21 protein-coding genes are annotated in these 25,582 nt (G+C 37.4%); 3 read left to right on the top strand and 18 right to left on the bottom strand.

The genetic code is table 11. The features are described from left to right. Positions 1-352: 352 nt before the first annotated feature. The 7 genes from MHB53_RS00615 to MHB53_RS00585 form a co-directional block, all read right to left on the bottom strand. Entirely contained in the window at positions 353-946 is a 594-nt protein-coding gene (locus tag MHB53_RS00615) for an ABC transporter ATP-binding protein (RefSeq protein WP_340914992.1), read from the bottom strand. Further along, entirely contained in the window at positions 936-1,859 is a 924-nt protein-coding gene (locus tag MHB53_RS00610; protein WP_340914990.1) for an ABC transporter ATP-binding protein, read from the bottom strand. Before MHB53_RS00610 ends, MHB53_RS00615 begins: the two co-directional genes overlap by 11 nt. A gap of 43 nt (positions 1,860-1,902) precedes the next feature. Further along, positions 1,903-2,754 (bottom strand): ABC transporter permease, encoded by an 852-nt coding sequence (locus tag MHB53_RS00605; protein ID WP_340914989.1) that lies wholly within the window; start codon positions 2,752-2,754, stop codon positions 1,903-1,905. Beyond that, positions 2,751-3,740, bottom strand: a complete 990-nt coding sequence (locus MHB53_RS00600; protein ID WP_340924377.1) for an ABC transporter permease — start codon at positions 3,738-3,740, stop codon at positions 2,751-2,753. Before MHB53_RS00600 ends, MHB53_RS00605 begins: the two co-directional genes overlap by 4 nt. A gap of 13 nt (positions 3,741-3,753) precedes the next feature. Continuing rightward, entirely contained in the window at positions 3,754-5,379 is a 1,626-nt protein-coding gene (locus MHB53_RS00595; protein WP_340914987.1) for an ABC transporter substrate-binding protein, read from the bottom strand. A 105-nt stretch (positions 5,380-5,484) separates the two neighbouring features. Next, positions 5,485-5,904, bottom strand: coding sequence for a nickel-responsive transcriptional regulator NikR (nikR, locus tag MHB53_RS00590; RefSeq protein WP_340914985.1), 420 nt, complete (start codon positions 5,902-5,904; stop codon positions 5,485-5,487). 629 nt (positions 5,905-6,533) lie between these two features. Then, entirely contained in the window at positions 6,534-6,989 is a 456-nt protein-coding gene (locus MHB53_RS00585; protein ID WP_340914983.1) for an SRPBCC family protein, read from the bottom strand. Between the two features lie 567 nt (positions 6,990-7,556). Between MHB53_RS00585 and ppc the strand changes: the two genes are divergently transcribed. Both ppc and MHB53_RS00575 read left to right on the top strand, forming a co-directional pair. Beyond that, a complete protein-coding gene (ppc, locus tag MHB53_RS00580) occupies positions 7,557-10,307 on the top strand; it encodes a phosphoenolpyruvate carboxylase (protein ID WP_340914982.1) in 2,751 nt (916 codons plus the stop codon). Between the two features lie 524 nt (positions 10,308-10,831). After that, positions 10,832-11,701 carry a hypothetical protein gene (locus MHB53_RS00575; protein ID WP_340914981.1) on the top strand — a complete coding sequence of 290 codons (870 nt, stop codon included), beginning with the start codon at positions 10,832-10,834 and terminating at the stop codon, positions 11,699-11,701. Between the two features lie 107 nt (positions 11,702-11,808). Here the strand turns inward: MHB53_RS00575 and MHB53_RS00570 are convergent, their stop codons facing one another. The 4 genes from MHB53_RS00570 to MHB53_RS00555 all read right to left on the bottom strand — a co-directional run bounded on the left by MHB53_RS00570 (position 11,809) and on the right by MHB53_RS00555 (position 15,059). Continuing rightward, positions 11,809-12,360 carry a DJ-1/PfpI family protein gene (locus MHB53_RS00570; protein WP_340914979.1) on the bottom strand — a complete coding sequence of 184 codons (552 nt, stop codon included), beginning with the start codon at positions 12,358-12,360 and terminating at the stop codon, positions 11,809-11,811. Positions 12,361-12,594: 234 nt separating this feature from the next. Next, positions 12,595-13,662, bottom strand: coding sequence for an acyl-CoA dehydrogenase family protein (locus MHB53_RS00565; RefSeq protein ID WP_340914977.1), 1,068 nt, complete (start codon positions 13,660-13,662; stop codon positions 12,595-12,597). 23 nt (positions 13,663-13,685) lie between these two features. Then, a complete protein-coding gene (locus MHB53_RS00560) occupies positions 13,686-14,219 on the bottom strand; it encodes a DUF4242 domain-containing protein (RefSeq protein ID WP_340914975.1) in 534 nt (177 codons plus the stop codon). A 315-nt stretch (positions 14,220-14,534) separates the two neighbouring features. After that, the gene (locus MHB53_RS00555; RefSeq protein WP_340914973.1) at positions 14,535-15,059 is read right to left on the bottom strand and encodes a DUF4242 domain-containing protein; all 525 of its coding nucleotides are present in this window, start codon (positions 15,057-15,059) and stop codon (positions 14,535-14,537) included. Positions 15,060-15,194: 135 nt separating this feature from the next. On the opposite strand from MHB53_RS00555, the gene MHB53_RS00550 reads away from it, so the two are divergent. Further along, positions 15,195-15,647 carry a winged helix-turn-helix transcriptional regulator gene (locus MHB53_RS00550; protein WP_340914971.1) on the top strand — a complete coding sequence of 151 codons (453 nt, stop codon included), beginning with the start codon at positions 15,195-15,197 and terminating at the stop codon, positions 15,645-15,647. Positions 15,648-15,761: 114 nt separating this feature from the next. Here the strand turns inward: MHB53_RS00550 and MHB53_RS00545 are convergent, their stop codons facing one another. The 7 genes from MHB53_RS00545 to metC form a co-directional block, all read right to left on the bottom strand. Beyond that, positions 15,762-16,520, bottom strand: coding sequence for an ABC transporter permease (locus MHB53_RS00545; RefSeq protein ID WP_340914969.1), 759 nt, complete (start codon positions 16,518-16,520; stop codon positions 15,762-15,764). Between the two features lie 5 nt (positions 16,521-16,525). Further along, positions 16,526-17,485 carry an ABC transporter substrate-binding protein gene (locus MHB53_RS00540; RefSeq protein WP_340914967.1) on the bottom strand — a complete coding sequence of 320 codons (960 nt, stop codon included), beginning with the start codon at positions 17,483-17,485 and terminating at the stop codon, positions 16,526-16,528. A gap of 14 nt (positions 17,486-17,499) precedes the next feature. Continuing rightward, on the bottom strand, positions 17,500-18,282 hold the full coding sequence (locus MHB53_RS00535) for an ABC transporter ATP-binding protein (RefSeq protein ID WP_340914965.1): 783 nt from the start codon (positions 18,280-18,282) through the stop codon (positions 17,500-17,502). 304 nt (positions 18,283-18,586) lie between these two features. Beyond that, entirely contained in the window at positions 18,587-19,990 is a 1,404-nt protein-coding gene (locus MHB53_RS00530) for a DHA2 family efflux MFS transporter permease subunit (protein ID WP_340914964.1), read from the bottom strand. Positions 19,991-20,190: 200 nt separating this feature from the next. After that, the gene (metE, locus tag MHB53_RS00525) at positions 20,191-22,479 is read right to left on the bottom strand and encodes a 5-methyltetrahydropteroyltriglutamate--homocysteine S-methyltransferase (RefSeq protein ID WP_340914961.1); all 2,289 of its coding nucleotides are present in this window, start codon (positions 22,477-22,479) and stop codon (positions 20,191-20,193) included. A 47-nt stretch (positions 22,480-22,526) separates the two neighbouring features. Continuing rightward, positions 22,527-24,383, bottom strand: coding sequence for a bifunctional homocysteine S-methyltransferase/methylenetetrahydrofolate reductase (locus tag MHB53_RS00520; protein WP_340914960.1), 1,857 nt, complete (start codon positions 24,381-24,383; stop codon positions 22,527-22,529). After that, positions 24,367-25,542, bottom strand: a complete 1,176-nt coding sequence (metC, locus tag MHB53_RS00515) for a cystathionine beta-lyase (RefSeq protein ID WP_340914958.1) — start codon at positions 25,540-25,542, stop codon at positions 24,367-24,369. Before metC ends, MHB53_RS00520 begins: the two co-directional genes overlap by 17 nt. Positions 25,543-25,582: the final 40 nt, after the last annotated feature.

Here is a 25,582-nt window from a genome sequence, read left to right as displayed (position 1 = left end):
CCTCGTACACTCCTCACCAATTGCCAAGGCGATTCCAGCAGTTGTCTTAATCCTAGCCCTGTAGTTAAACATTGAATAGACTTGCTGCTATACAAGGAACATGCCTGTACATAAAAGTCCGACACCGCTTACAATTTGGGTGGTATAAAATAAGGTCAACTAGAGATGAATAGTTGACCTTTGTAAATAGATACACGTATAAGTTTTTTGATCTGATTACTGAAAAGGTGTTATTCTTTCTAACTTCCACGATGTGCTAGTGTATTCGCCCACAGGATGTGGCGAATAGCCGTGCGTTTCTTCGCGAACCGATAAGAGCAAGGGCATTGCGCTTTTCTTATACATTCACATTTTAAAACTCAATCACTCGATGACAAAGTCTTTCGATAAGCTTAGCTTCGTGGCTAACAACGATGATTCCCATCTCCCTTTTTTTTGCGATGTCGAGAACAGCATGCCAGATTTGTGCTTGTGTGATTGCATCAAGCATGGTAGTCATCTCATCAGCAATGAGAAATCTAGTTTCTGGTCCCAATGCTCGAGCTACACAAAATCGTTGCAACTCTCCACCAGATAGTTCGTTTGGCCAGCGTGTCAGCCATTCCTCCTCGATTCCTAATGACGTTAACAGCTCTTGATCAGGTTTCCACCCTTCATTAAGACTCTTATGCATTTTCCAGCGAGGATTGATTGCTTTTTCTGGATGCTGAAAAACTAATTGAACGGGGTGGTATCCGTTCTTTGCTATTGGAGCCCCATTAAAAGTCACCCTACCTTCTAATGGTTTCTCGAAACCTGCTAGTATCCGACAGAAACTCGTCTTCCCTCGTCCACTCGGTCCCGTTATACCAAGGATTTCGCCTGGCTCCACAATTACATTCACCTCGCGAAACAACCATGGGCCATTCCCATAACGAAATCCGATGTTTTTTGCTTCAAGTTGCATGAATACACCTCACCATTCCCTCCCTAAGTTCTCTCATATCCGGTTGTTTTTTCAGACATTCAGCTGTGGCCCATTTACAGCGTGGTGCGAAGAGACAACCTGTTGGTAACTCACTGGATTGAGGTTGCGAACCTGGTATTGGGATAAATTCATTTTGAGGTAATGCTCTCCACAAAGCCTTACTATACGGGTGTCTTAAAGCTTCGCCTTTTCCCGAAAAGTTCTGCACCGGTGCAATTTCCACAGTCGTTCCTGCATAAAAAACAGCAATTTCATCCGCAATGGTCAGGGCAGACTCGATATCATGAGTAATCAGCATTACTGCACAACCGTCGTCTGCTAATTCCCTAAAGTTATTTAATGCTTCTTTCATGACTCTAGGATCAAGTCCAGGAGTTGGCTCATCTGCAATGATTACTTTTGCTCCACTTACAATAGCGGTCGATAATAGGGTTCTCCTTGCCATACCACCTGATAGTTGAAATGGATACATATTCTCCACATCTGGTTTGAGGTGATAACGTGCAAAAGCCTTTCTTTGCAACGCAATTGCATTTCCTGTTTGAACAGACGTACGAACTTGTTTGCCGACGCGCATAAGCGGATCTAAATAATTGACTGATTGCGGAACGAGCGCAATCTCTTTCCCTCTTAATTCCATTTTTCGATCAGAAGTAAGTTCCTTACCCGCATAATTAATTTTTCCGCTTACAGTTGCATTGTTCGGAAGTATCCCTAGAATCGCATGTGCAAGCAAACTTTTTCCCGACCCGCTCGCGCCTACAACAGCAAGAATCTTACCTTCTTCAAGTGTGATATTCAGGCTTGATATTACTTTATGATCTTTCTGTTTTAAACCACTTGTATATTGTTTAAATGATACTGATAAATTTTCCACTTCAAGGATAGGCATTTGTATACTCCTCTAAAAAAATAAACTAACTTATTGTACCTACTTACTCGTGTGCTTTAGTAGGGTCTATGAGCATGCGAAGATTTTCTCCAATCTGATCAAATGTCCGCACGATAATGAGCAAGCAAAGCCCTGGGAAAAAGGCAAGCCACCACATACCTGAAGATAAATACTTCATCGATTCTGAAAGGATGATTCCGATAGCTGGCTCATGAGGCGACAGCCCCAAACCTAAAAATGTAACCGCTGCTTCATGTAAAATAACATGGGGGAACAGTAACATAAACCCAATTAAAATTTGCGGAATGATATGTGGGAAAATATGATGTAATGCAATCCACCAACGAGACTTGCCCATTTGTTTTGACACTTGCACAAATTCTGCTGAACGTATTTGCATCACCTCCGCCCTAATAACACGGGCTAGACTTGGCCAATGGGTGAGCGTAAGCCCGATCACAATCCCTTTAAAGCCTCCTCCTAACGTGAAGGCAATCAATATTAAAGTGACAAGATGCGGGACGCTTAGAAAAAGGTCAATAAGCCACGAAATCATGCGATCTGCCACTTTTCCCATCGATGCTGCCATGCCGAGGATGAGGGCAATTGCCGCACTCCCAATTGCTCCAATCAATCCAACACCCATACTTAAAGAAAGCCCCATTACTGTTCGTGTAAACATATCTCTACCTAACCAATCGGTACCAAAGAGATGGTCTAGGGATGGAGGTGAATTTCGGTCATTAAGATTCGTTGCGATTCTGCCTTCATCAAGTAAAACGCCACCTAATACAACACTCACTAAAAAAATACTTGCGATGAGAATCGTAAACAATGTCCGCTTTCTTCGATTTTGGAAAAACCGCTTATTTTTATCTTGGAGGGTAACATTCATATCGATCGCCCCTCTCTCATCCTAGGATCTAATACGAGATAAATTAAATCAGCTAGTAAATTTCCGATAAAAACAAATAATGTACTAAAAATAACCAATCCTAGTAAAAGCGGGACATCTCCCCTTATACCGGCTTCTACCGTCGCCTGACCAAGACCTGGATAGGAAAAAACTTGCTCTGCAAGTACGGCCCCACCGAACAATTCACTAAAAGCTGCAAATTGTAAAGTGATCGCTGGCAAAGCAACATTACGTAATCCATGTCTCCAAAACAAGAGAAATCCTCGTTCTCCTCTTGCCCTTGCGAATAAAACATAATCACTGGCTAACACATCGATCAGTTTCTGACGGGTATGCAATGCCACATTAGCAACGCCAACCATACTAAGTGTGATGGCAGGAAGAATGAGATGCTTGATTCGATCTAACATCGTAACATCCTCCATAAGAACCCCAGCTGGAACCCCCATCCCGATTGGAAACCATCTTAGCCATACAGCAAAGACGATCAGAACAAGAAGGCCCATCCAAAAAGTAGGTGTGGAAGCTAGCGTATAACAATACCATTTTATCAAACGATCGAGCCAAGTATCTTTCTTCATTGCCGATATCACACCCATGGCAAAGCCAATTATTCCGGATAATGTCCAAGCCGTCATCATGAGTGTAAGCGAATGTAGGAAACGTTCACCGATAATATCAGCTACAGGGCGGCGAAAAATCATTGACGTTCCTAAATCACCTTTAAGCAAAGCAGATCCCCAATTCAAAAATTGTACTGTAACTGGTTGATTGACTCCCCAATATTCAGCTATCTTCTCTCGCTGCTCAGGTCCAACCTTCAACATATCAGCACCGATATAAGCTTGTATTGGATCAATCGGAGAATTTTTGATTAATAGAAAGGAAATTAAACAAATGGCAAATAATAATGTGGCCATTCTTACACCTTTCAAAAGAAAAAAGATTCCAATCTTCCTTAGCATATTTTTGCGCACTTTACTTACTCCATTTCCAGTCAACAATATTATCTGTTGCAGGCCAGCCATGGCCATGAACGTGAATTCTTTGTTCTCCGATATCAAGCCCATCCTTCAACAGGTATAAGTGGTCAATGTTTACTAACCATGCCCATGACGCATCACCTTTTGCACTTAAACCAGTTGTTCCGTCCCATTGTGCTTTTTTCCAAAACTCGATTGCTTCTGTTTCACTCGCAGCACCAAGCGCTTTTTCAAAATATTCATCGACTGTGTTATTTTCATAATACCCAGTGTTATAGTAGTCTATCCCGGCATTTTCACTACCATAAATATTATACATTTCATGAGGATCATGACTTCCCCAGCCCATTAGAACAGCACTTGAGTACATATTTTTCCCGATGATATCCCAGCTTCCACCCTCTACTTTTACATTAATCCCTAGTGGTTTCATCATATCTGCAACAGATATAGCAAGTGATTGTCTAATCGCATCGCTCGCCAGGTAATAAAGAGTGAACTCGGCTTTCAATGAACCTTTCTCCAAAATACCGTCACCATCTGAATCTTCCCAACCAGCTTCTTCCAATAATTTCCTTGCGCCGTCCAGATCAGCATCTTCAATGACTGTATCGGGATTCCACCAAGGAAGCCCATCCACTGAAGTATAAGCAGGTGTTCCATGTCCCTCTAGCACTCCATCGACGAGTGTTTGACGATCAACTGCGATATTAATCGCCTTCCGAATAGCGGGATCAGCTGTAACATCATTCCCAATTGGTAAACCATCACTAGTTAGGTCTCCAGATTTTACAAATGGAAAGACGATTCCACGATTATCTACTGTTTTAACTGCCTCTAATCTCATGCCAGGCACCTTCTGATTACTAAATGCAGCTGGAATATAGGCGATATCAACATCTCCTGCTTGAGCCGCAGCAAATGAGGCATCTTCACTTAAAAATAAAAATGTTATCTTATTAAAATATGGCTTTTTGTCATAGTATTCAGGATTGACCTTTACAATTAGCTGTTGTCCTTTGTTCCATTGTACAAGCTGAAAAGGCCCTGAACCTACAGGACTTTCCGCATAGTCCGCACCATATGCATGTTTCGGGACAATACCTGTTGCTGCCAACGTATTAACAAATGTCGATTGCGGTTGTTTTAATGTGAATTTTACTGTTGTTTTATCCAATGCTTCTACTTTCTCCATCACATTTAGATCTACAACCGATCCATTTTTAGTGGCTGTTTCAAAAGTAAATACAACATCTTCCGCAGTCAATGGTTCACCATCAGAAAATTTCACATCATCACGTAACTTCACAGTCCAAATTTTGCGATCTTCTTTATTTACTTCATAGCTTACAGCAAGATCATTCACAATCTGCAGCTTATCATTCCTTTTTAAAAGGGTGCTTTGAAATAACGGTGATCCATAACGCCCCCATCCTGTCGTTGGATCAAATCCTGTTTCAGGCTCAGAACCAAATGCCAGCACAAGCTCATCCTGTTTTTTCTCTTCACCCACTTTAGTTTTATCATTCGATTGGTTAGGTTTCGATTGACTACAACCTACCAATATAAAAGAGAAAACAAAAATAGCTAATACGATAATTCCCAACAATTTTTTTCTCATTTTTCTCACTCCATTATTAAATACTCTGCTTCAACCATTCCCATCAGTAACCAATAGAAATCCTAAAAGTACTTTGAGCTTTTACTGTTATATCCTTCATTCAATTTATATTTTTTCAACTGGTGCTATTGTAAACTTTCCGTAATCTACTCCTTTTAAACTGGTTAATTGATTGCTGAGCTGTTGTATGTCTTTTGCTACTCCTTTTACGATAATGAGCTCAAGACAACTTGCATGATTTAGATGAAAATGCGTTGTAGCCAAAATATTATCATGCATGCTATGTTGGATTTTTGTAAGTTCCTCTAATAAATTTTTCTGATGATGGTTATAAAATAAAAGAATGCTTCCTGCAACAACTTGTTCATCCTTTTCCCATGAATGTTGGATAAGAGCATCCCGGACAAGGTCTCGAACAGCTTCAGATCGGTTTTCGTATCCCTTATGTTTGACCAAATCATCAAATTTTCGGAGCAAATGCCCCTCCATCGATACCCCAAATCTTTTTAATATAGAATCCTCCATAACTTCCTCCCTCTAGAATTTAGACTCGTCTGCATTTGTTTTAGTCGCACTTCAGTAACACAGATATTCAATTATGTAACACGAATAGATAGATAGATAAATATTTGTTGTTGATAATAAAATAGCATTTCTACTTTACCATGATGAAGCTTGTTAATCAATTCACTAAGCTTAACTGTACCGAAGAGTTTCTCATATATGATCAATAACCATATAAAATATCGTGTAACTATACAAACAAATCGTGACACTCATAATCATGATTTAACCATTACGATTTATTCAAGCAGTTTTAGTCTATTCCCAAAAGTTTATTAGTAGAATATCTAACTTTAATAAGGTGAGGATAATGAATGGATATTGGTTGAGAAGTTGAAGCGCTTAAAGCTCATTTGCCCCTAAAGAAGGTATCCTCCTTATCTTAACAAGTTGGTCTCCCCGTCTCTTATGTAATTTTCTTAATAACTTCTTTGTTGACATAAATACTAGATTGTATTGAAAGATGGGTAAATTCAATAAATTATTGCAGCGGCTGGGTAGAAAAAACGTTTTGGTGAAAAAAATTTCGGATAAATAAGCTATCAGTGCCTTATTTATCCGAAATTGCAATAGCTCCATTATCAACGAAGCTAATTTATATTTTCTGCAATCCTTTTTAGTTCTTTCGCTCGGGAGATGATAAATTCATTCATATATTTCTCCAAAAACAATTTGTCAGCTATTATGCCAACTGGACCAAAAGGAGACATATAGTCAAATGTGTCAATCATTAACGTGCTAGATGCTTTTTCTACAAATTGGTGTGTATGAATGAAAGAACTAAAAGCTCCCTTTAGCATAATATCTACAAACATATTAGGCTTCTCCATTTGTATTACTTGAGCAGTTAGTCTTTGCTTAATACCAAAATGAACGGCTTCCCAAGTGACAATATCTCCTTTTTCTAATAAACCCTCTGTCACTCCACCGACAATTTTTTCATTTGTATTAGACGTAGTTTTAGTATGTATATTTACGTTTCTTGCAAGGTCAAAGCAGACATTCACAGGTGCTTGGATAAATTGCTCATGTCTTATAATAGGCATTTACTTTCTCCTTTTGTAAAATTATCTTGAATAAACGATGCTATAATAAGTAAAAATAATATGGGAAGAAAATCTACCTGACGAATATGGAATTGTGGATTTATAAAAAAAAGATAATTTTTAGATGTGATTGCTAGTAATGAGTAAAATTGCTGCGATCCATTATAGTTTGTTTACACTAACAAATTAATTTAAAATAAACTTAAAGGACCAAACCCAGTGACATCGTCTTTAACAAGGCGTATTATCATGAAAATGCTATTCATATTTCTTCTCTTTTTACTATAGTAATTGTAAAAATAGTAGATTACTATGTTTTAGTAGATGATACTCTCTTGCACTTATGATAAAATATTATGTATTCCCATGCTGGACATCATTCTATTATATATGGACAGTATAAACCCCAAAGGGAGTAATATGTATCTTGAAACTCTCAACGCTTTTAAGTAAGAATTTTCAATCTATTACTCGATTGATTAACTCGTCTACTTTCTATACGATATAACTACTAGTGTACTGAGGTAGAAAAAGAGATGAAGTAATTTAGAATAAGAGGATGATAAGATGAATAAAGCAGTCGATCACAATGCAATGTTACGAAGCGATGTAAAAAAACTAGGTAATATTCTGGGAGAAATTTTAGTTCATCAAGGTGGGCATGAACTGTTTGATACAGTTGAAAATGTCAGAGAAATGACGAAAAGTTTACGGAAGGAATATAATGAGACGACTTACATACAACTAAAAGAAGTGATTAGCGGTCTTCAACCACCGATGCGCCAGCAAGTAGTCAGGGCATTCTCCATTTATTTCCACTTAGTAAATATTGCTGAACAAAATCACAGGATTCGTCGTAGAAAGCAATATCAACTGGAAGATAAAGGTGGACAATCTTTTTCACTAGAAGTTGGGGTCTCTAGAGTCAAAGAATTTGGGCTAACTAATGATGTGCTTAAACAAGTATTGAATGACCTGTCCATAGAACTAATAATTACTGCGCACCCAACAGAAGCGATAAAACGCACTGTGTTAGAAATACAAAAAAGAATTTCTAACATTCTTCAAAAACTAAATAACCCTTTGACATCACGAAAAGAACGTCAAAGTTTTGAAGATAGCTTATATAATGAAGTAATCGCTTTATGGCAATCCGATGAATTACGTCATCGCAAGCCAACAGTGTTAGATGAGGTGAAAAACGGCCTTTATTATTTTGACCAAACATTATTTGATACGCTACCAGCTGTACATCAAGAATTAGAATTACAGTTAAATGACCATTTTCCAGAACTTAAATGGGAAGTGCCAAACTTCCTTCACTTTGGATCATGGATAGGTGGAGATCGAGACGGGAACCCAAATGTAACACCTGAAATCACATGGGAAACGTTGGTTCTACAAAGGGAACTTGTATTAAAAAAATATAATGAAGCGATAACTGAACTAATGAAAAGATTTAGTCAATCTACCCACCGGGTTTCAGTCAGCCCAGAACTAAGTCAGTCGGTAGAACAAGAGGAATCAGTTTATTTAGCTGATGAGGAGAAATGGCCAATAGCCTCCGAAATATATCGGAGGAAATTCGCCATTATCTTGAAGCGACTTCATGAAGTTGGTAAATCCGCTCTCGGTTATAATAATTCAGAAGAATTACTATTTGACTTGATACAAGTAAAAGACAGTGCGGAACAACATCAGCCTGCTCACAGAAAACTGAAAACGATACGAACTATTATTAGACAAGTACAATTATTTGGATTCCATTTGGCAACACTAGATATAAGAAACCACAGTGGTGAACATGAATTAGCCGTGGGTGAAATATTAAAAGCAGTTAATATTTCCGATAATTATTCAAATCTCAATGAAGACGAGAAAATAAGTTTATTAGAACAAGTGTTGAATGACCCAAGACCACTCTTACTTCATGAAGAAGGTTATACAGATGAAACCCAATCCATACTAAATATTTTCAAGTTAATCAAAAAAGCGCATATAGAGTTTGGGAAACGTTCAATAGAAGTCTATTTGATCAGCATGACTCAATCGCCAAGTGATTTGCTAGAAGTACTTCTCCTTGCTAAAGAAGCAGGAATTTACCGACAATATTCGGATGGGAAAATCGAAAGTGATCTGCATATAGCACCACTATTAGAAACAATCGATGATTTAGTTGCAGGTCCTAAGATCATGAAAACTTTATTCGAAATGAATGTCTATAGAAAGCACCTTAAGATACGTGGTGATCATCAAGAAATTATGTTGGGATATTCAGATGGAAGTAAAGATGGAGGCACTTTAACTGCTAACTGGAAACTCTTTAAAGCCCAACAAGAAATTCATAATATGGCGCGTGATTATAATATTCGCCTAAAGTTTTTCCACGGGCGCGGTGGCTCTTTAGGTCGTGGTGGTGGTTCTTTAAATACAAGCATCCTCTCCCAACCTGTTGAAACACTTGGAGATGGTGTAAAAATTACGGAACAAGGTGAAGTCCTTTCATCTAGGTATTTGCTGGACGATATAGCTTATCGCAATTTAGAGCAGGCAGCTTCAGCTTTACTTGAAGCTTGCTCGCGAATAAAAACAACTTCTGATCACGAATATTTCCGTGAAAAAGAATGGGAAATTGCAATGGAAGAAATCTCCATACATTCATTAAAAAAATACCAATCTCTTGTATTTGGAGATCCAGACTTCCTGACTTATTTTAATCAAGCAACTCCTTTAAAAGAAATTGGCGCATTAAACATTGGGTCGCGACCAATGAGTAGAAAGAACAGCCAACAGTTTGAAGATTTACGTGCCATTCCATGGGTATTTGCTTGGACACAATCAAGACATATGATTCCTGCATGGTATGCTGCTGGATCCGGTTTAGAAGCATTTATCAACCAGAATACAGACAATCTGCCGTTATTACAGTCCATGTATCAGAAATGGCCGTTTTTTCACTCGACAATTAATAATTTGCAGATGGCATTAATGAAAGCAGATATGACAACAGCAAAAGAATATTTGACATTGGTCGAGGATCCAGCTATTTCAGAACGAATTTTCCATGATATTTCTAGCGAATACGATCGAACACGGTCCCTTCTATTACAAATATCAGGAAATGATGAATTGATGGCACATTCACCAAATATTCAAGAGTCTGTTCAAAGACGAAATCCATATGTTGACCCGTTAAATTTCCTACAGGTTGACTTGATTCAAAAGTTAAGAGCTACTGAAAACCCTTCAGATGAGCTTGTAACTGAAGTATTGCTAACAATTAATGGCGTAGCAGCTGGATTAGTAAATACAGGTTGATGAAACAATTTTAATGCATATTGCACGATCTTATAAAAACGATCAATTTTTAGGAGTAGTCCCTTTTATTTAAAGGGAACTACTCCTTTTTTAGTTCGAAATAATATGTTATCGTCCCGCTAGACTCAAAAAGATTTTAAGCATCTAGTTATAGGCAATTCAAATAACTAATTTCATTGGATAAGCATTATCCGATCCTCTTTTCAAAAGTAAATTTGGTTTTTCTGACTTTCTATTTTAACAATTTCAGAATACGTTTCAAAAAAATTCACATTCACACGAGACGAATTTCTTTGATCCAAAGACCGGTAATATCAACCGTTTTTCGAGTACCTTAACCGTACCTATACCTACTGAGTACACTCACATTATGGGAAATAAAATAAACTTAAGCTATTATGTCTCTTTATCAATGGAGAATCATATTTATTTCTTACCTAGCCGTTCTCGACAATCGGAATTTTTATATTAATGAATACATCCTCTTTAATTTGGAAAACTTTTTATATGATGTTGAAATAAAAATGAAAATCAAACGAAATTGGGTGAAATTAATGAAGGCCACCATTTCAATCATATTATCAGTTTCCATATTCTTTCATTGCACATCGACTTTGGCAAAAGACGATAGCATAGGTTTTCAGATTGAAATGCTTCCATGGGAAAAAGTGAATGACATATTGCCCAAATTTAGCAAGTTTACTGTATTAGATGTCGAAACAGGTAAGCGGTTTGATGTGCAAAGACGAGCTGGAAGTCGCCATGCTGACGTGCAACCTTTGACTTCTGAAGACACAAAAATAATGAAAGGAATATATAGCGGGAAATGGAGTTGGAAACGAAGAGCTATTATTATCATTCACAAAAATCAATGGATTGCTGCCTCCATGCATGGGATGCCACACGGTGCAGGTGCATTGGAAAATAACTTTGGCGGACATTTTTGTATTCATTTCTACGGTAGTAAGACTCATCGGAAAAATAATATGGATTTATCACATAAACTGATGATTTTTAAAGCAGCAGGGATTTTGAAGGAGTATGCGAATAATGCAGATCCTCAAGAAGTAATTAGTGCATATCTAGCGGGAATTAAGCAGCAGGATCTCCAACTAATCTCATCTTTTTCTTTGCAAAGATTGGATGGGAAAGAATCTATTAGCTTCATTGAGAATATAAATTTGAAATATATGTCTGTTCCACCTAGTAAAGACATTGGTAATGAATTAATGCTAGAAGTTCCAATAGAAATCGAAGTGTTTTTCAAAAACCTTGAAAAAAAAGTATTTAAAGAGAAAATCTATTTAGTTCGTTTTTCCTATATGGATGTATGGAAGGTAGACAGTATCCGATTTTTTAAAGAATGCCGCCTCTTTTCCGAAATGAACCAATAAAGAAGCTTGGGATATGTCACAAGCTTCCTTTCTATACTGCTTTATACTAATGTATTTGAATCCATTGTTTGTGTATATTGATCTAAGAGATCATGCGGAGAAGTCTCTTATTTCATTAACTTAATAAATTCGCGCATGAATCCAGGTAAATCCGGCCACGCATGACCAGAAACAAGATTTTGATGTGTGTGTAATGGTTCATCAATATATGTTGCTCCACATGCTGTCACATCAGGTTTACACGCGATATATGCTGTATATTCTCTACCCTTCATCAATTCTGGTACGACAGATAATACTTGTGCTGCATGACAGATAGCTCCGACTGGCTTATTCTCTGCAAAAAAGTGGCGGAGAATATTTGGTATCGCCTCGTCTAATCGAATATATTCTGGTGCTCGTCCACCAGGAATAATTAAACCAGCATATTCCGACGGATCAACATCAGCAAAAGCAATATGCGAATCAATGCCATATGCAGGCTTTTCCACATATGTTTCCATTCCATCAATAAAATCATGACTTACTGTATACAATTTTTTAACAGATGGTGAGGCAATGGTTACGTCAAATCCCTCTTCCAAACAACGATAATACGGATAAAAAATTTCTAGTGCCTCTACCGCATCACCTGTAATTATTAATACTTTTTTACCCATGGTCATGACCTCCATCTAAAATAATATGAAGCGTTTTAAAACTGAGATGCTCATATTAACATTTCGACAACTCTTTGCTAATTCCTTCTACTAAATATAGTTTTCAACAACCTCGCTTCGTATTAATGCGACAGATTATTTAGTTATTCATTAAAACTCTCTTAGATGACATTTCAAGAGCGTTTTACTCCCGTTAAACTGCAAAAAAACTCCTTATGAGAAAATAACGTATTCTCATAAGGGAGTGTTATGGAGGAGCTTTTCCAAGTGCTTCACTGTTGGTGTCAAATTGGCAAAAAAATAAGCTTCACGAAGTCTACGTGATGGTGCACTGTCTTGTAAATACCCGGCACTTCCATTATGCAGCATACTTGCCTGAACCGCTTCAAGCGTTAAATATGCCGCTTCAAGGCGAATATTAGCAACCTTTTTCCAATTCAAGATTTCGCTACTTAACAATATCCGCAGCTTTCCCTGTATTTTATGCTCTTTTTCCTGGAGATTTTCCGACTGTACTCTTAAAAAACGATTACAATCATTTTGCTTTCTACGCACTCTTTCAATTGAGGTAATAGAAGCTTGTGTAACGCCAAGGCCTAAAGGAATCTGATAAGAGATGAATGCCGGTCGAATCTCCTTCACAAACGTATCTGCATCTTCAGACAATATCCATTCGTAAGGAACAAACACATCAGTAAATGAACAAGCATACGTTGCGCTTCCATTTATACCTAGATAATTCACTTTTTCTTTTAGCTTTAACCCTTTTGCGTTACAAGGAATAAAACACATGATCCGTTTGTTATCATCGACCCCAGCAATCAATCCAAACCAATGATTTTCACCAAGGTTTGATACGGATGGAAGAACACCTGATAGAATATATCCGCCTTCGATGGGTTTCGCATTCATGTGTAGTTTTTCAAGTCCCGCATAATATTTCATCGGGTTGGATAAACCTGTTGCACCTAAAATCTCTCCATTTTCAAGAGAAGCCAACATCTTATTCTTCAATGTTTTATTACCAGTATGACGCACATATGTTAAAGCAGCAAGGTGACACCAAAGACAAAAGGCAGTGGTCATACATGTTTTAGCCGTTTCCTCTACCACCTGCATTTCATCTAACAATACTTCCTTTTGAGATTTATTAACAGAAGAAAATAATCCAGCTTTACCAAGCTTTCTTAAAAAACTTTCTGCATAAAAAGCCTCCGCATCAATTTTTTTCACATTACGTTTTAAATCCTGTTCAATTAACTGTTCAAGCTTGAAATTCTTCTCCACTATGCTGCTTGACATAGATACCACTCCCTCCTTTGCTTTTATTTATCTGTAAGTATTTCAGTAATCGTATCAATCGGTGTTTGAACAGCTTCACGCGCACGTTTTACAGCTGCTTCATCTGGCGCATCGTAGAAACAAAGACATTTCGTCATATCTTCACATACATACGTTCTAGAAAATGCCACTTCGGGAACCTCATGGTAATGCACAGAATTTTTCTTCTTTCTGGCCAAATATTGATCCATCGTTAAATCTTCTGGTAAATTCCATTCGACTAAATAGTTTACTATATCCTTGTTTTGCTTCACATCTTCCAATTCTTTACCAATAAGTCGGACTTCTTTCACAAGTTCTATTGGTACTTCTGCACTTTTTAAAGTCACAGTCGTAGCATTTTGATCTTCTCCCTTAATAATAAAGAAAGCACGGGAAAAATCCTTCGATACTTGAAGCTCGATTAATGTTGATTGATTTTCATGTAACTTGCCTTGAAGCACCTCAACCTTTTTATCTAATTCCTCTTTTGATGACACAATTTCTTTTAAAGTTGACTCGATTAAATATAATCCCATTTTTATATCCCCTCACATTTTTAGTGGTAGTGCTATCATCGCATTCCAAAAATAAACACCAGTTATTTTAATATAATCCCAAACTTAAATTCACACGTATTTTGTAAAAAATCTACAATAAAAAACTTTTAATTCCTATATGTTTAGTTGGTTTAAAGTTATTTTATTATACTATGTTATAAAAATCAACCCTATATTCAAATTTTTCAAAATAAAATCCTTATACAAATGATTATCTCCACTAAAATGAAATAGAGGCAAAAACCAAGTATCTGATTTTTGCCTCTATTACCATTCTATATATTTAGTTATCTACTATAAAATTTCTGTAATCGAATCAATTGGTGTTTGAACGGCTTCACGAGCACGCTTTACAGCAGCTTCATCTGGTGCATCATAGAAGCATAAGCATTTTGTCATATCTTCGCACACATAAGTTCTAGAAAACGCTACTTCCGGAACCTCTTGGTAATGTATAGAATTTTTCTTTTTTCTCGCCAAATACTGATCCATCGTTAAATCTTCCGGTAAATTCCATTCAACTAAATAGTTTACAATATCTTTATTTTGCTTCACATCTTCTATTTCCTTCCCCACAAGTCGAACTTCTTTCACAAGTTCTACTGGGATATCAGCTTTTTTCAATGTCTCAGTAGCAGCATCCTGATCTGTTCCTTCAATAATAAAGAAAGCACGGGAGAAATCCTTCGACACTTGTACCTCGATTAATGTTGATTGATTTTCACTTAATTTTGCTTGAAGCACCTCAACCTTTTGATCTAGTTCCTCTTTTACTGAGACAATTTTTTTTAAAGATGATTCGATTAAATACAATCCCATTTTAATTCTCCTCACTTTTTTATTAATATCTAATGCCTTATAAGGTTATTTTATTATACTTAGTTAAATTATTCAACTTTGTTACTCATAGAATATTTATGGTAATATTAAATAGTACATTGGAGGGATATACGAATGAAAAACAGATACAATTTACCTTGTAATATCGCACAATCACTTAATATCATCGGTGATCGCTGGACCTTATTGGTTGTACATGAAATATTAAATGGCAATACAATGTTTAACGAAATGAAAAAAGCGTTAAATGGCATTTCTTCTAATTTACTTTCAGAACGTCTGAAATATTTAGAAGATGAAGGACTTGTTATAAAAGAACTATATTCTCAGCACCCTCCTCGTTATCGTTATACATTGACGAAAAGTGGCGAAGAGTTAGAAGTCGTCTTCCATTCACTCATTATTTGGGGAAGCAGTCATCTACAGAAATGTTATAAAAAACTAGTCGATCCCACAACTGGTGAAGAGGTAAGCATTGCCTATTACTCCAAAAGCACAGGGGAACGTGTGCATAATCTTAAAGTAATTAGCATAGAAGATGAATTTCAGAAAGCCGGAAATGAATAAAATCCGGCTTTTTTCAATATTTTAATCTGTGTATACCCATCTTTTTTTACTAATGATGTTGATACAGGGGGCATAGCGTACACACTAAATTCTTTTATATACACCATACCTTAATCAAACCTCTCCCCAATGACTACCAACCCATCCTTCGAATAGACTTATTAAACGATCCAATAAAAAACCGCAAATACCAATAAATATGATTCCTGCTAATACATAATCAAGATTCAGAGTATTTCTTGCATCTACAATTAAATAACCAAGACCTGATTGGGCTCCTACCATTTCTCCTGCAACAAGAAACACCCAGGCAGTTCCAACCGCAAGATGAAGACCGCTCACAACCGATGGAAAAGCGGCGGGGAAAATAATTTTATACATTAACTGTACCTTCTTAATTTCCAAATTTTCCGCTATTCGTAAATAGGAACGATCAATTTTATTAACACCTGCTACAGTCGTTAATAATACTGGATAAAAAGCTGCAATAAAAATGATTGCAATTGCTGGCATATTTCCAATTCCAAACCAAAGCACTATAAACGGAGACCATGCGACTGGAGATACTGGTCGTAACACTTGGACTATTGAGTCAATAATATTCCATATTTTCGGTGACCTCCCTAGCAACATTCCTAAAAAAATTGCCGGAATAACTGCCAATAAGTATCCGGCAATAAACCTGCCTAGGCTTACCTGTAAATGGATAAACAATGTTCCATCTACAATTAGAGCAATAATTGCTTTACCGACATTAAGGGGTGAAGGCAATAATGCCTCTTCGTAGCCACCGGTCCAAATAATTACTTGCCATATAATGACAAGCATAGTCATCCCAATAAAAAAGTTCATTAGTTTTGTCGTTATTTTCATTATCATCACATCGCTTTTTCAATAAATGTATTGTCTATAAATTCCTCGTATGATGGAGGACTATCCATTAAATCCATCTCTATTACCGAATTTCGAAGTTTGGTGTATTCAGCTTTCTCGATACATAATTCATCAAATGATATCCATTCCAGCGATAATTCCAGCACTGCTTTATCTACTTTCATAAAATTACTGAATGATTCATATAGATCTTCGTCCTTCCTATTCGCATGTTCTCCAGATTTTACATACTGTGTCACAAATGATTGAGTGGCATCTTGGTTGCTTTGAATAAAATCATTTCGCAAAACAAGTACGCAGCAATACGAATTTGGCCATATTTCATCTGAATGGTGTAATACTTTTCCTTTATCTAGCTTTACCGCCATTGCACCGAATGGTTCTGCTACTGCATAACCGGCAATTCTATTCTCTGATAACGCCGCCGGCATTTCGGCCGGTGGCATCTCAACAATATTGACATCCTCATATGTCAAACCATCTTTTTTCAACATTTCATTTAACAAAATATTTTGGGTTGAATACTTATGTGGAATCGCAAATGTTTTTCCTATTAAATCACTTGTTCTATCAATATTTTTTGAAGAGATTAATACATTTCCATCTTTATGTCCAAGTGCCACAGCTTTTAAATCTATCCCTTTTTCTTTCGCTTTCATGGCAAGTTCGATCAAAACGGATGCACCATCCACACGTCCTGTATTTAGAGCGTCCATCAAATCAGGCCAAGAGCTAAATTTAACAAGTTCTATACTATAATCATCGAATTGTCCTCCATGAATATGTGCATCTAAATAAAGCGGGCCTGCATGTGTAATGGGAAGATAGCCTATTTTAATTATTGGTCTGCCAATGGTTTTCTGTGTTGACTGCCCACATGACACAGTAAAAAATAGTAAGAGTATCAATAATAACGAGAACATCCATTTTCTTTGTTTCCTCAACGTTCATCTTCCCCCTAAATGTTATACTCGGGTACCGGCCGTTCGCCACTGACCTCGAACTCTTGTAAGATACTTTTTCGAAAATATTGAAAGTCCTCAAAAGCTCGGTCACGTGGTTTTACAAGTTTAATTGCTATATCCTTAAATATTCTGCCTGGGTGTGAACCCATAATCAAAATTCTGTCAGATAAATAGACGGCCTCATCAATGTCATGGGTAACAAGCAAAATAGTTGTTCTCATTTTATCTTGAATACGAAGAAGCTCTTCCTGTAAATGATAGCGATTAAAAGTATCTAATGCTGCGAATGGCTCATCCATCAAGATAACCTCAGGTTGCATTGCGAGCGCTCTTGCGATCGCGACACGCTGCTGCATCCCGCCCGATAATTCAAGAGGGAATTGTTGAAGATGCCCCTCAAGTCCGACAAGCTTTAATGAGTCCTTTACACGTTCACTCTTTTCCTTAGTCGAAAGCTTATCTCCCTCAAGGCCTAGCTCCACATTTTTTATGACAGATCGCCATGGAAGCAGATTATTTTGCTGGAACAGCATCACACATTTTTTCGACGGAGATTGGACTACATGTCCGTCAAGTTTCACACTTCCTTCATCTGCTTTATCGAATCCTCCAACCATATTTAGTAGCGTACTTTTTCCACATCCACTTTTCCCTAACAATGTGACGATTTCACCTTTCTTCACATGAAAAGAAACATCTTCCAGTACATGAACTGCTTTCTTTCCATTACGAAATGATTTATTTACATTACTAACTTCAATGATTTTTTTATGCACGAGCTACTCTCCTTTTTACAAAATCTTAAATTCCTATTTGTTTAGTTGGTTTTAAGTTATTTTATAATACTACATTCAAAAAAACAACCTTAATATTCTGTTTTTTATTATCACCTATTAGAAACTCCGATACCCAAAGTAAATAGACTTAACTGTACTGCTTTTTAATACGATAATAAATGACTTCTTAGATCGTGATCTGCTGCACTAGTATATTCTGTATGTCGAAACTAGGGACTTTCTTACTTTTTTAAAAAACAAAAGACGATTTTCACAATGAAAAAACCGTCTTTTACTATTCGCGTTATTTTCTATCTTTCCCTCTCAGGAAGAATGTAATTGGAAGTGCCAGTATGAGTGGGATTAACGAGTAAAGAAAAACATCTCCAGCGGCTAAAGCAGACGCGGCTGCAGCACCATCTCCGCTCCGGATATATGCTGATGACTGTGAAGCAAGTAGTGCCGAAAAAAGAGCAATTGAAAGTGACGCAATACACTGGCGGGCCCAGTTGTTCAGGGCAGATGCGTAGCCTGTGATATCCAGTGGAATAGAAGACATGCCAGCGTTGGTGATTGGCATGTTACAAAGAGCAATCCCTACATATCGAACAGATGTCCAGATAACAATATACATTGTAGTTGTTTCAATCGATAAGCTCCCCATCATATAGGTGCCTATTATCATAACCAGAATTCCTGAGAAGATTAGCGGCACCGGTCCGGTTTTATCGTATAGTTTACCAGTAATCGGAGTAAAGACTGCCATCATAAAAGCTCCAGGCATCATAATCATCCCTGTTTCAAACGCACCAAGATGTAGAGAGTTTTGCAGAAAGATCGGTACTAAAAAGGCACCAGCATATAAGCCAATCGATAATACCGCGTTTAGGAACAGACTATAAGTGTAAAGACGATGCGACAAAACATTAAAATTTAATAATGGAAATTCTATTTTGAGCTCGCGATTGATAAATAAGAATAATAGTAATATGCCCGTTGATACGGTAAGTAATGTTTTCCAATTTAACCATCCCCATGATCCCGCTTCTGCGAAAGCCGTTAACAATAAAATACTACCACCGAATGAAAATAGAAGTCCTGGGAAATCAAACGGCGTTTTTCCACCAACCGCTGTATTCGGGAGAAATTTCAAAGCAGCAATAATCGCTGCAACTGCAATTGGTAAATTCAAATAAAACAATGCGCGCCAATCAAATAGGTCTATTAGAAATCCGGCTAATACTGGACCAACCGCTGGTGCAAGTACCGCTGACAAGCTCCATAGGCTAAGACCAAATGCTTGCCTGCTTTTTTCGATTGTCTGATACACAAGTGTCATCGTCGTTGGCATTAAAATACCGCTACACACACCTTGCAACATCCTCGCAATAATTAACATTTCGATCGTCCAAGAGGAAATGCACGCAATTGAAAAAACAAAAAAGCCACACAAAGCTCCGATATATACTTTTTTATAGCCAAATCGTGTTCCGAACCAGCCGGCAGAAGGAGCAGCTGCACCTGCAGCAAGCATAAATCCTGTGACAGTCCATTGAGCACTGGGCAGATCCGCTGAAAATTGTGCCATTAAAGAAGGCACCGCAACATTCACCGTTGATGTATTCATTACCGCTAAAAAGTTGCCGAAAAAAACAGCAAAAATAATCGACCAAAATGCTTTTCCACTGACTTTAGCCTCTGTTGCCACATCGTCACCCGATTTCCGTATAATTGATTGTATTAGTGTATCAAAAAACTTTTTTCTATGCTAAATATCAGCTTCACAAATATGTCACTTTTATGTTACGGCTAATTTGAGAAAATCCGGAATGAAACTAAAAAAAACCTTTGAATGCTATCATTGAGCATTCAAAGGGACTGGATTCACCTATTAACTTCGCATTTTAATTATTTGTCTTGAACTGTAGCAAGTCGATTATTTCTTACTTCAACCGCAGCTTCTACCATCAGTTTTAATGCAGCGATCGTCTCTGTTTCTTGTCTTGTTTTTAAGCCGCAATCTGGGTTTATCCAAAATTGATTGGCCGGAATTGTCTTTAATGCCCGGTTAATATTTTCTTTTATTTCCTCTTTACTAGGAACTCGTGGACTATGAATATCATATACACCAAGGCCAATTTCTTTGTCATATGTGTTTTCTTCGAATGTTGATATTAGTTCACCATGGCTTCTTGATGTTTCAATTGAAATCACATCTGCATCCAATCCACTGATCGCATCGAAAATATCACCGAAGCTCGAATAACACATATGCGTGTGAATTTGGGTACTATTTTCCACTGATGCCGTTGATAATTTAAATGCATGGACTGCAGCGTTTAAGTACTCATCCCATTTACTACGCTTAAGCGGTAGACCTTCACGAAGTGCTGGTTCATCCACCTGGATAATTTTAATATTATTTTTTTCTAGTTCTTCAATTTCACTGCGCAATGCAACAGCAATTTGATTTAAAACATCATATTTAGAAATATCATCTCTCTCAAATGACCAATTTAAAATAGTCACAGGACCAGTTAACATTCCCTTTACACGTTTGTCTGTTAACGATTGGGCATAGACACTTTCCTTCACAGTCATTGGTTCATTTAAGGAAACTTCACCGAAAATAAGCGGTGGTTTTACACAGCGGGAACCATATGATTGGACCCATCCGAATTTCGTCACAAGGAAGCCGTTTAATTTTTCACCAAAGTATTCAACCATATCTGTACGCTCGAATTCACCGTGGACTAGAACATCAATACCGATATCTTCTTGAATTTCAATCCACTTTTTCGTTTCAGTTTCAATATATTGTTCATATTCACGATCAGTAATGTCACCCTTACGCCATTTCAAACGTTGTTTTCTTACTTCAGTCGTTTGTGGCAAACTACCAATAGTTGTTGTAGGTAATAGCGGAAGCTGAAATAATTCATCTTGAATCTTAATTCTTTCCGCAAACGGTAATGCTCGATCAGCACTTAGTTCACTTGCATTCACTTGACCAGCTGTTTTTTTACGATATGCTGAGTTATTTAACACATCAATCGCCCGCACGCTACCTTCCAATTCTTTAGCAATATTTGCTTTCCCATTCTCTAAACCTTGTGCTAAAGCAACGACTTCTTCAAGCTTTTGATCTGCAAAAGATAACGCATCTTTAATAATTGGATCCAACGCTTGCTCCGTTTCTATCGTCACAGGTACGTGAAGTAAAGAAGATGACGGTTGGACAATAATCCGGTCTTTATTAACTAATTGTTGAATCGTCTCCAATAGACCAAGCCGTGTTTCCAAGTTTGAACGCCAGACATTTCTGCCATCAATTACACCCGCAGCAAGTACTTTTTCCTTCGGGAATCCATGTTGACGTATCGCTTCCAGTGCGTCCCCATGAACAAAGTCTAGCCCAATTCCAGCAACTGGCAAGTTTACAATTTCCTCATAGAAATCAACGGACTCAAAATATGTCTGGATAATAATATTTAGTCCTGGAACTGCCTCGGAGATCGCCTCATATGCTTGCTTAAATTGATCAATATCCGCCCCAGTTACATTCGTTCCTAAGATAGGCTCATCTATCTGAACCCATTTAACACCTGCTTCCTTTAGTTCTTGCAATACTTGAATATACAAAGGTAAAAATGTTTTTAATAGTTCTGGGAATTTATCTGCTTCATAGCCCTTTCCTAATTTTAAAAATGTGATAGGACCTAATAATACCGGCTTACCTTCAATACCCAATTCCTCTTTTGCTTCTTTATAAAAAGTTAAAGGACGGTTTTCTGTTAAAATTGGTCTTACATTATTAAATTCTGGAACAATATAATGATAGTTTGTATTAAACCATTTTGTCATTTCTGATGCGACAGCATCTTTTGTACCACGTGCAATCGCAAAATACGTTTCCAAAGCTGATTTTGCACCGCTATTTTGAAATCTTGTTGGTACAACTCCAAACATGATCGACGTATCCAATACATGGTCATACAAGGAGAAATCACCAACAGGTACAAGATCGATTCCTTTATCTTGTTGTTTCTTTAATCCATGCAATCGTAATGCTTTTGTTTCTTTTAATAGTTCTTCTTCAGAAATTTTACCACTCCAAAACTTTTCTAATTCCTTTTTCCATTCACGAAGCTCACCAATTCTTGGATATCCTAGGTTCGAACTAATTACTTTTGTCATTTTATTTCCTCCAACTTCAAATTTTTATTATATGATAAAGAGAAGAACTATTTTATTACAATTTCCGATTTTTCTTTTTCAGTTAATTTGTTATCCTTCTGTTGAATATATTTAGATAATTCAACAGTTAAATCGTAGCGGATAAATGGAGTGATTAAATAGATCCCATTAAAATGTTCCATCGCGGTATCAATTAACTCTTTTGCAATCGATAAACCCTCTTGTATTGCTAGATCTGGAGAGTCTGAAGTCGCAGCCATCCGTGCGCGAATATCATCCGGCAATTTGATACCAGGCACTTCATTATGAAGGTATTCGGCATTCCTGGTTGAAACTAATGGCATTATTCCGATATAAATTGGAGCTGTTATATGTTTTGTCGCTTCAGCCACTTCAATTATTTTTTCTCTACTAAATACAGGTTGTGAAACGACATAGTCTGCCCCGAAGCCAATCTTTTTCTCTAATCGTTCAACCGCTCTCCCAACATTCCGAACATTCGGGTTAAATGCAGTTGCGATATGGAAATTTGTCTTTTGTTTCAGTGATTTTCCTGATAATGAAATTCCTTCATTAAATTGCTTGATTAACTTTATTAACTCAAATGAAGTGACATCATAGACGGATGTTGCTCCTGGAAAATCACCAATCTTTGTTGGATCACCTGTAATTGCTAATAAGTCACGTATACCTAAAGTATGGAGACCCATTAAGTGGGATTGTAATCCAATTAAATTCCTGTCTCTGCATGTAATATGGACGAGCGCAGGCAAATCTATTTCTCTGTTTACAAGTGAAGCCATCGTCATATTACAGACACGTGGTGAAGCAAGTGAATTATCCGCAAGCGTTAAACCATCTATTCCTACTTCTTTTAGAGCTTTTGCTCCTTCAAAGAATTTCTTCGTATCCAAATGTTTTGGTGTATCCAACTCGACGATAATGGAACGCTTTGATTTCACTTTCTCGAATAACGTCAGTCCATCTTGCTGTTTTATTTCTGGTACTTCGATGTTTTTTCGCTTTTTCACTTCCTTTTTCTGTAGTGGTATCAAGCCCTTGATTCCTTCAGCCAACGCTTTTATATGTTCTGGCGTTGTGCCACAGCATCCCCCAATTAAGCGGACACCTTCGTTGCGAAAATGAAGCGCAAATTTTTCAAAATAATCAGGTTCTGTTTTATATAGAAGCTTTCCATCGCGATATTCAGGTGAACTTGAGTTCGGATATGCCGATAGAAATGCTTTTTTAGGAATCGGAATAGATTCCAACGCTTTTAGCATATGGTACGGGCCTAATCTACAATTGACTCCGATAATATCTGCACCTAGATCTTCTAAGCGCTCTATTGCATCTGATAAATGAATCCCATTTTCCAACACTCCTGGCTCATGCATCGACACATTTGTAATAATCGGCAGATCCGTTTCTTCACGGGCAATTTTCAATACAGTTGTCAATTCATCCAAGTCGTAATATGTTTCTAATAGAAGACCGTCGACACCCCCAAGTAGTAGACAGTAAAGCTGTTCTCTAAAGCTCCGTTTTATCTCCACTGTCTTACCAAAACGCAAGCCAGAACCATGTATACCACCAATCGTTCCAACGACATACGCGTTATCTCCTGCTGTCTCCCTAGCAATGCGAACCGCTTCACTATTGATCCTTTTCACACTTTCTTCTAAACCATATCTTGATAGCTTAATATAATTCGCACCATATGTGTTCGTTTGAATCAAATCGGCGCCAGCATCAAGATATGCTTTATGGACTCGCGCTACTTCTTCCGGATGCGTGAGATTTAACTCTTCAAAGCAGCGATCAATTCCATGTGAGTAAAGCAGCGTTCCCATCGCACCATCACCGATTAAAATCCGCTCTTGCAAACTAGCTAATAGCGTCAACGAGTTTACCTCCCTTCTTTATTTTTGAAAGTGCCTGTTCGATATCTCTAATCAAATCATCGGGATCTTCTAAACCCACCGACAATCGTAGTAATCCATCGGTAATGCCACGTTTTTCTCTTACTTTTTTCGGCATTGCTGCATGCGACATTTTAGCTGGATATGATAGTATGGACTCGACACCACCAAGACTTACCGCAAATAAAGGAAGTTTAATATTATCTTTAAACTGTCGTACTGCATCATCGCTTTCTAGACGAAAGGAGAGAACGGCTCCTGCCGAAGACGATTGATATTTATGAATCTCATATCCTGTATGGGCTGATATCCCTGGATAATAGACATGCTGTATCTCTTCTTGACTATTTAAATACTCCGCAATCTTTGCTGCTGATTGAGATGATGCTTCCATTCTCACATGTAAAGTTTTGATCCCTCGTAAAAGTAACCATGAATCATATGCGCCTAAGATTCCCCCGAATGAGTTTTGTAAAAAAGCCAATTGTTCTGCCAATCCTTTATCCTTCGCAACAGCTAGACCTGCAAGGACATCACTATGTCCAGATAGAAATTTCGTTGCACTATGAAGAACTAGATCAGCACCAAGTTCAAGCGGACGTTGGAATACAGGTGTCATAAATGTGTTATCGACGAAAGTGAAACAATTATTTGCTTTTGCTAACTTTGCTATACCTTGAATATCAGTAATTTTCAGCGTAGGATTCGATGGTGTTTCAATATAAATCACTTTTGTATTTGATTGAATCGCCGCAGCAACTTTATCAAGATCCGTCGTATCAACAAATGTATGCTCAATACCATATCGATCCAATATCTGTGATACTACTCTATATGTTCCTCCATACACATCTTCTGAGACTAGCACATGATCATTTTGTGATAATAGTAAAAATGCAGTAGATATAGCAGCCATTCCTGATGCAAAAGCAAATCCCTGTACACCATTCTCAAGAGAAGCAATCGCATTTTCTAGCACTTCACGAGTAGGATTTTGTGAACGGCTATAGTCGTATTTTCCATATTGATCAAAATCAAACTGGTGAAAAGTAGATGATAAATAAAGTGGTACATTTACCGATCCTGTTGTTGGATCAATGCTCGTCGAATCTTGAATGATCTTCGTTTGTAATGTTGTCACCTTTCCATCTCCTTCATTTCTAATTTATGAGAAGGATTTT

This window comes from Bacillus sp. FSL K6-3431, assembly GCF_038002605.1.
In the GTDB taxonomy this organism is placed as follows: domain Bacteria; phylum Bacillota; class Bacilli; order Bacillales; family Bacillaceae_C; genus Lederbergia.
Note: the sequence above shows the minus strand (reverse complement) of the source record. Positions and strands in the feature narration are given on the sequence as shown.

What these genes read in the sequence shown, in the direction of transcription:
- MHB53_RS00585 (WP_340914983.1), bottom strand. Translation starts at nt 6,989, where the DNA reads ATGCCTATTATAAGACATGAGCAATTTATCCAAGCACCTGTGAATGTC.
- ppc (WP_340914982.1), top strand. Translation starts at nt 7,557, where the DNA reads ATGAATAAAGCAGTCGATCACAATGCAATGTTACGAAGCGATGTAAAA.
- MHB53_RS00600 (WP_340924377.1), bottom strand. Translation starts at nt 3,740, where the DNA reads ATGCTAAGGAAGATTGGAATCTTTTTTCTTTTGAAAGGTGTAAGAATG.
- MHB53_RS00565 (WP_340914977.1), bottom strand. Translation starts at nt 13,662, where the DNA reads ATGTCAAGCAGCATAGTGGAGAAGAATTTCAAGCTTGAACAGTTAATT.
- MHB53_RS00570 (WP_340914979.1), bottom strand. Translation starts at nt 12,360, where the DNA reads ATGGGTAAAAAAGTATTAATAATTACAGGTGATGCGGTAGAGGCACTA.
- MHB53_RS00615 (WP_340914992.1), bottom strand. Translation starts at nt 946, where the DNA reads ATGCAACTTGAAGCAAAAAACATCGGATTTCGTTATGGGAATGGCCCA.
- MHB53_RS00560 (WP_340914975.1), bottom strand. Translation starts at nt 14,219, where the DNA reads ATGGGATTATATTTAATCGAGTCAACTTTAAAAGAAATTGTGTCATCA.
- MHB53_RS00555 (WP_340914973.1), bottom strand. Translation starts at nt 15,059, where the DNA reads ATGGGATTGTATTTAATCGAATCATCTTTAAAAAAAATTGTCTCAGTA.
- MHB53_RS00550 (WP_340914971.1), top strand. Translation starts at nt 15,195, where the DNA reads ATGAAAAACAGATACAATTTACCTTGTAATATCGCACAATCACTTAAT.
- metE (WP_340914961.1), bottom strand. Translation starts at nt 22,479, where the DNA reads ATGACAAAAGTAATTAGTTCGAACCTAGGATATCCAAGAATTGGTGAG.
- MHB53_RS00595 (WP_340914987.1), bottom strand. Translation starts at nt 5,379, where the DNA reads ATGAGAAAAAAATTGTTGGGAATTATCGTATTAGCTATTTTTGTTTTC.
- MHB53_RS00545 (WP_340914969.1), bottom strand. Translation starts at nt 16,520, where the DNA reads ATGAAAATAACGACAAAACTAATGAACTTTTTTATTGGGATGACTATG.
- MHB53_RS00575 (WP_340914981.1), top strand. Translation starts at nt 10,832, where the DNA reads ATGAAAATCAAACGAAATTGGGTGAAATTAATGAAGGCCACCATTTCA.
- MHB53_RS00605 (WP_340914989.1), bottom strand. Translation starts at nt 2,754, where the DNA reads ATGAATGTTACCCTCCAAGATAAAAATAAGCGGTTTTTCCAAAATCGA.
- nikR (WP_340914985.1), bottom strand. Translation starts at nt 5,904, where the DNA reads ATGGAGGATTCTATATTAAAAAGATTTGGGGTATCGATGGAGGGGCAT.
- MHB53_RS00610 (WP_340914990.1), bottom strand. Translation starts at nt 1,859, where the DNA reads ATGCCTATCCTTGAAGTGGAAAATTTATCAGTATCATTTAAACAATAT.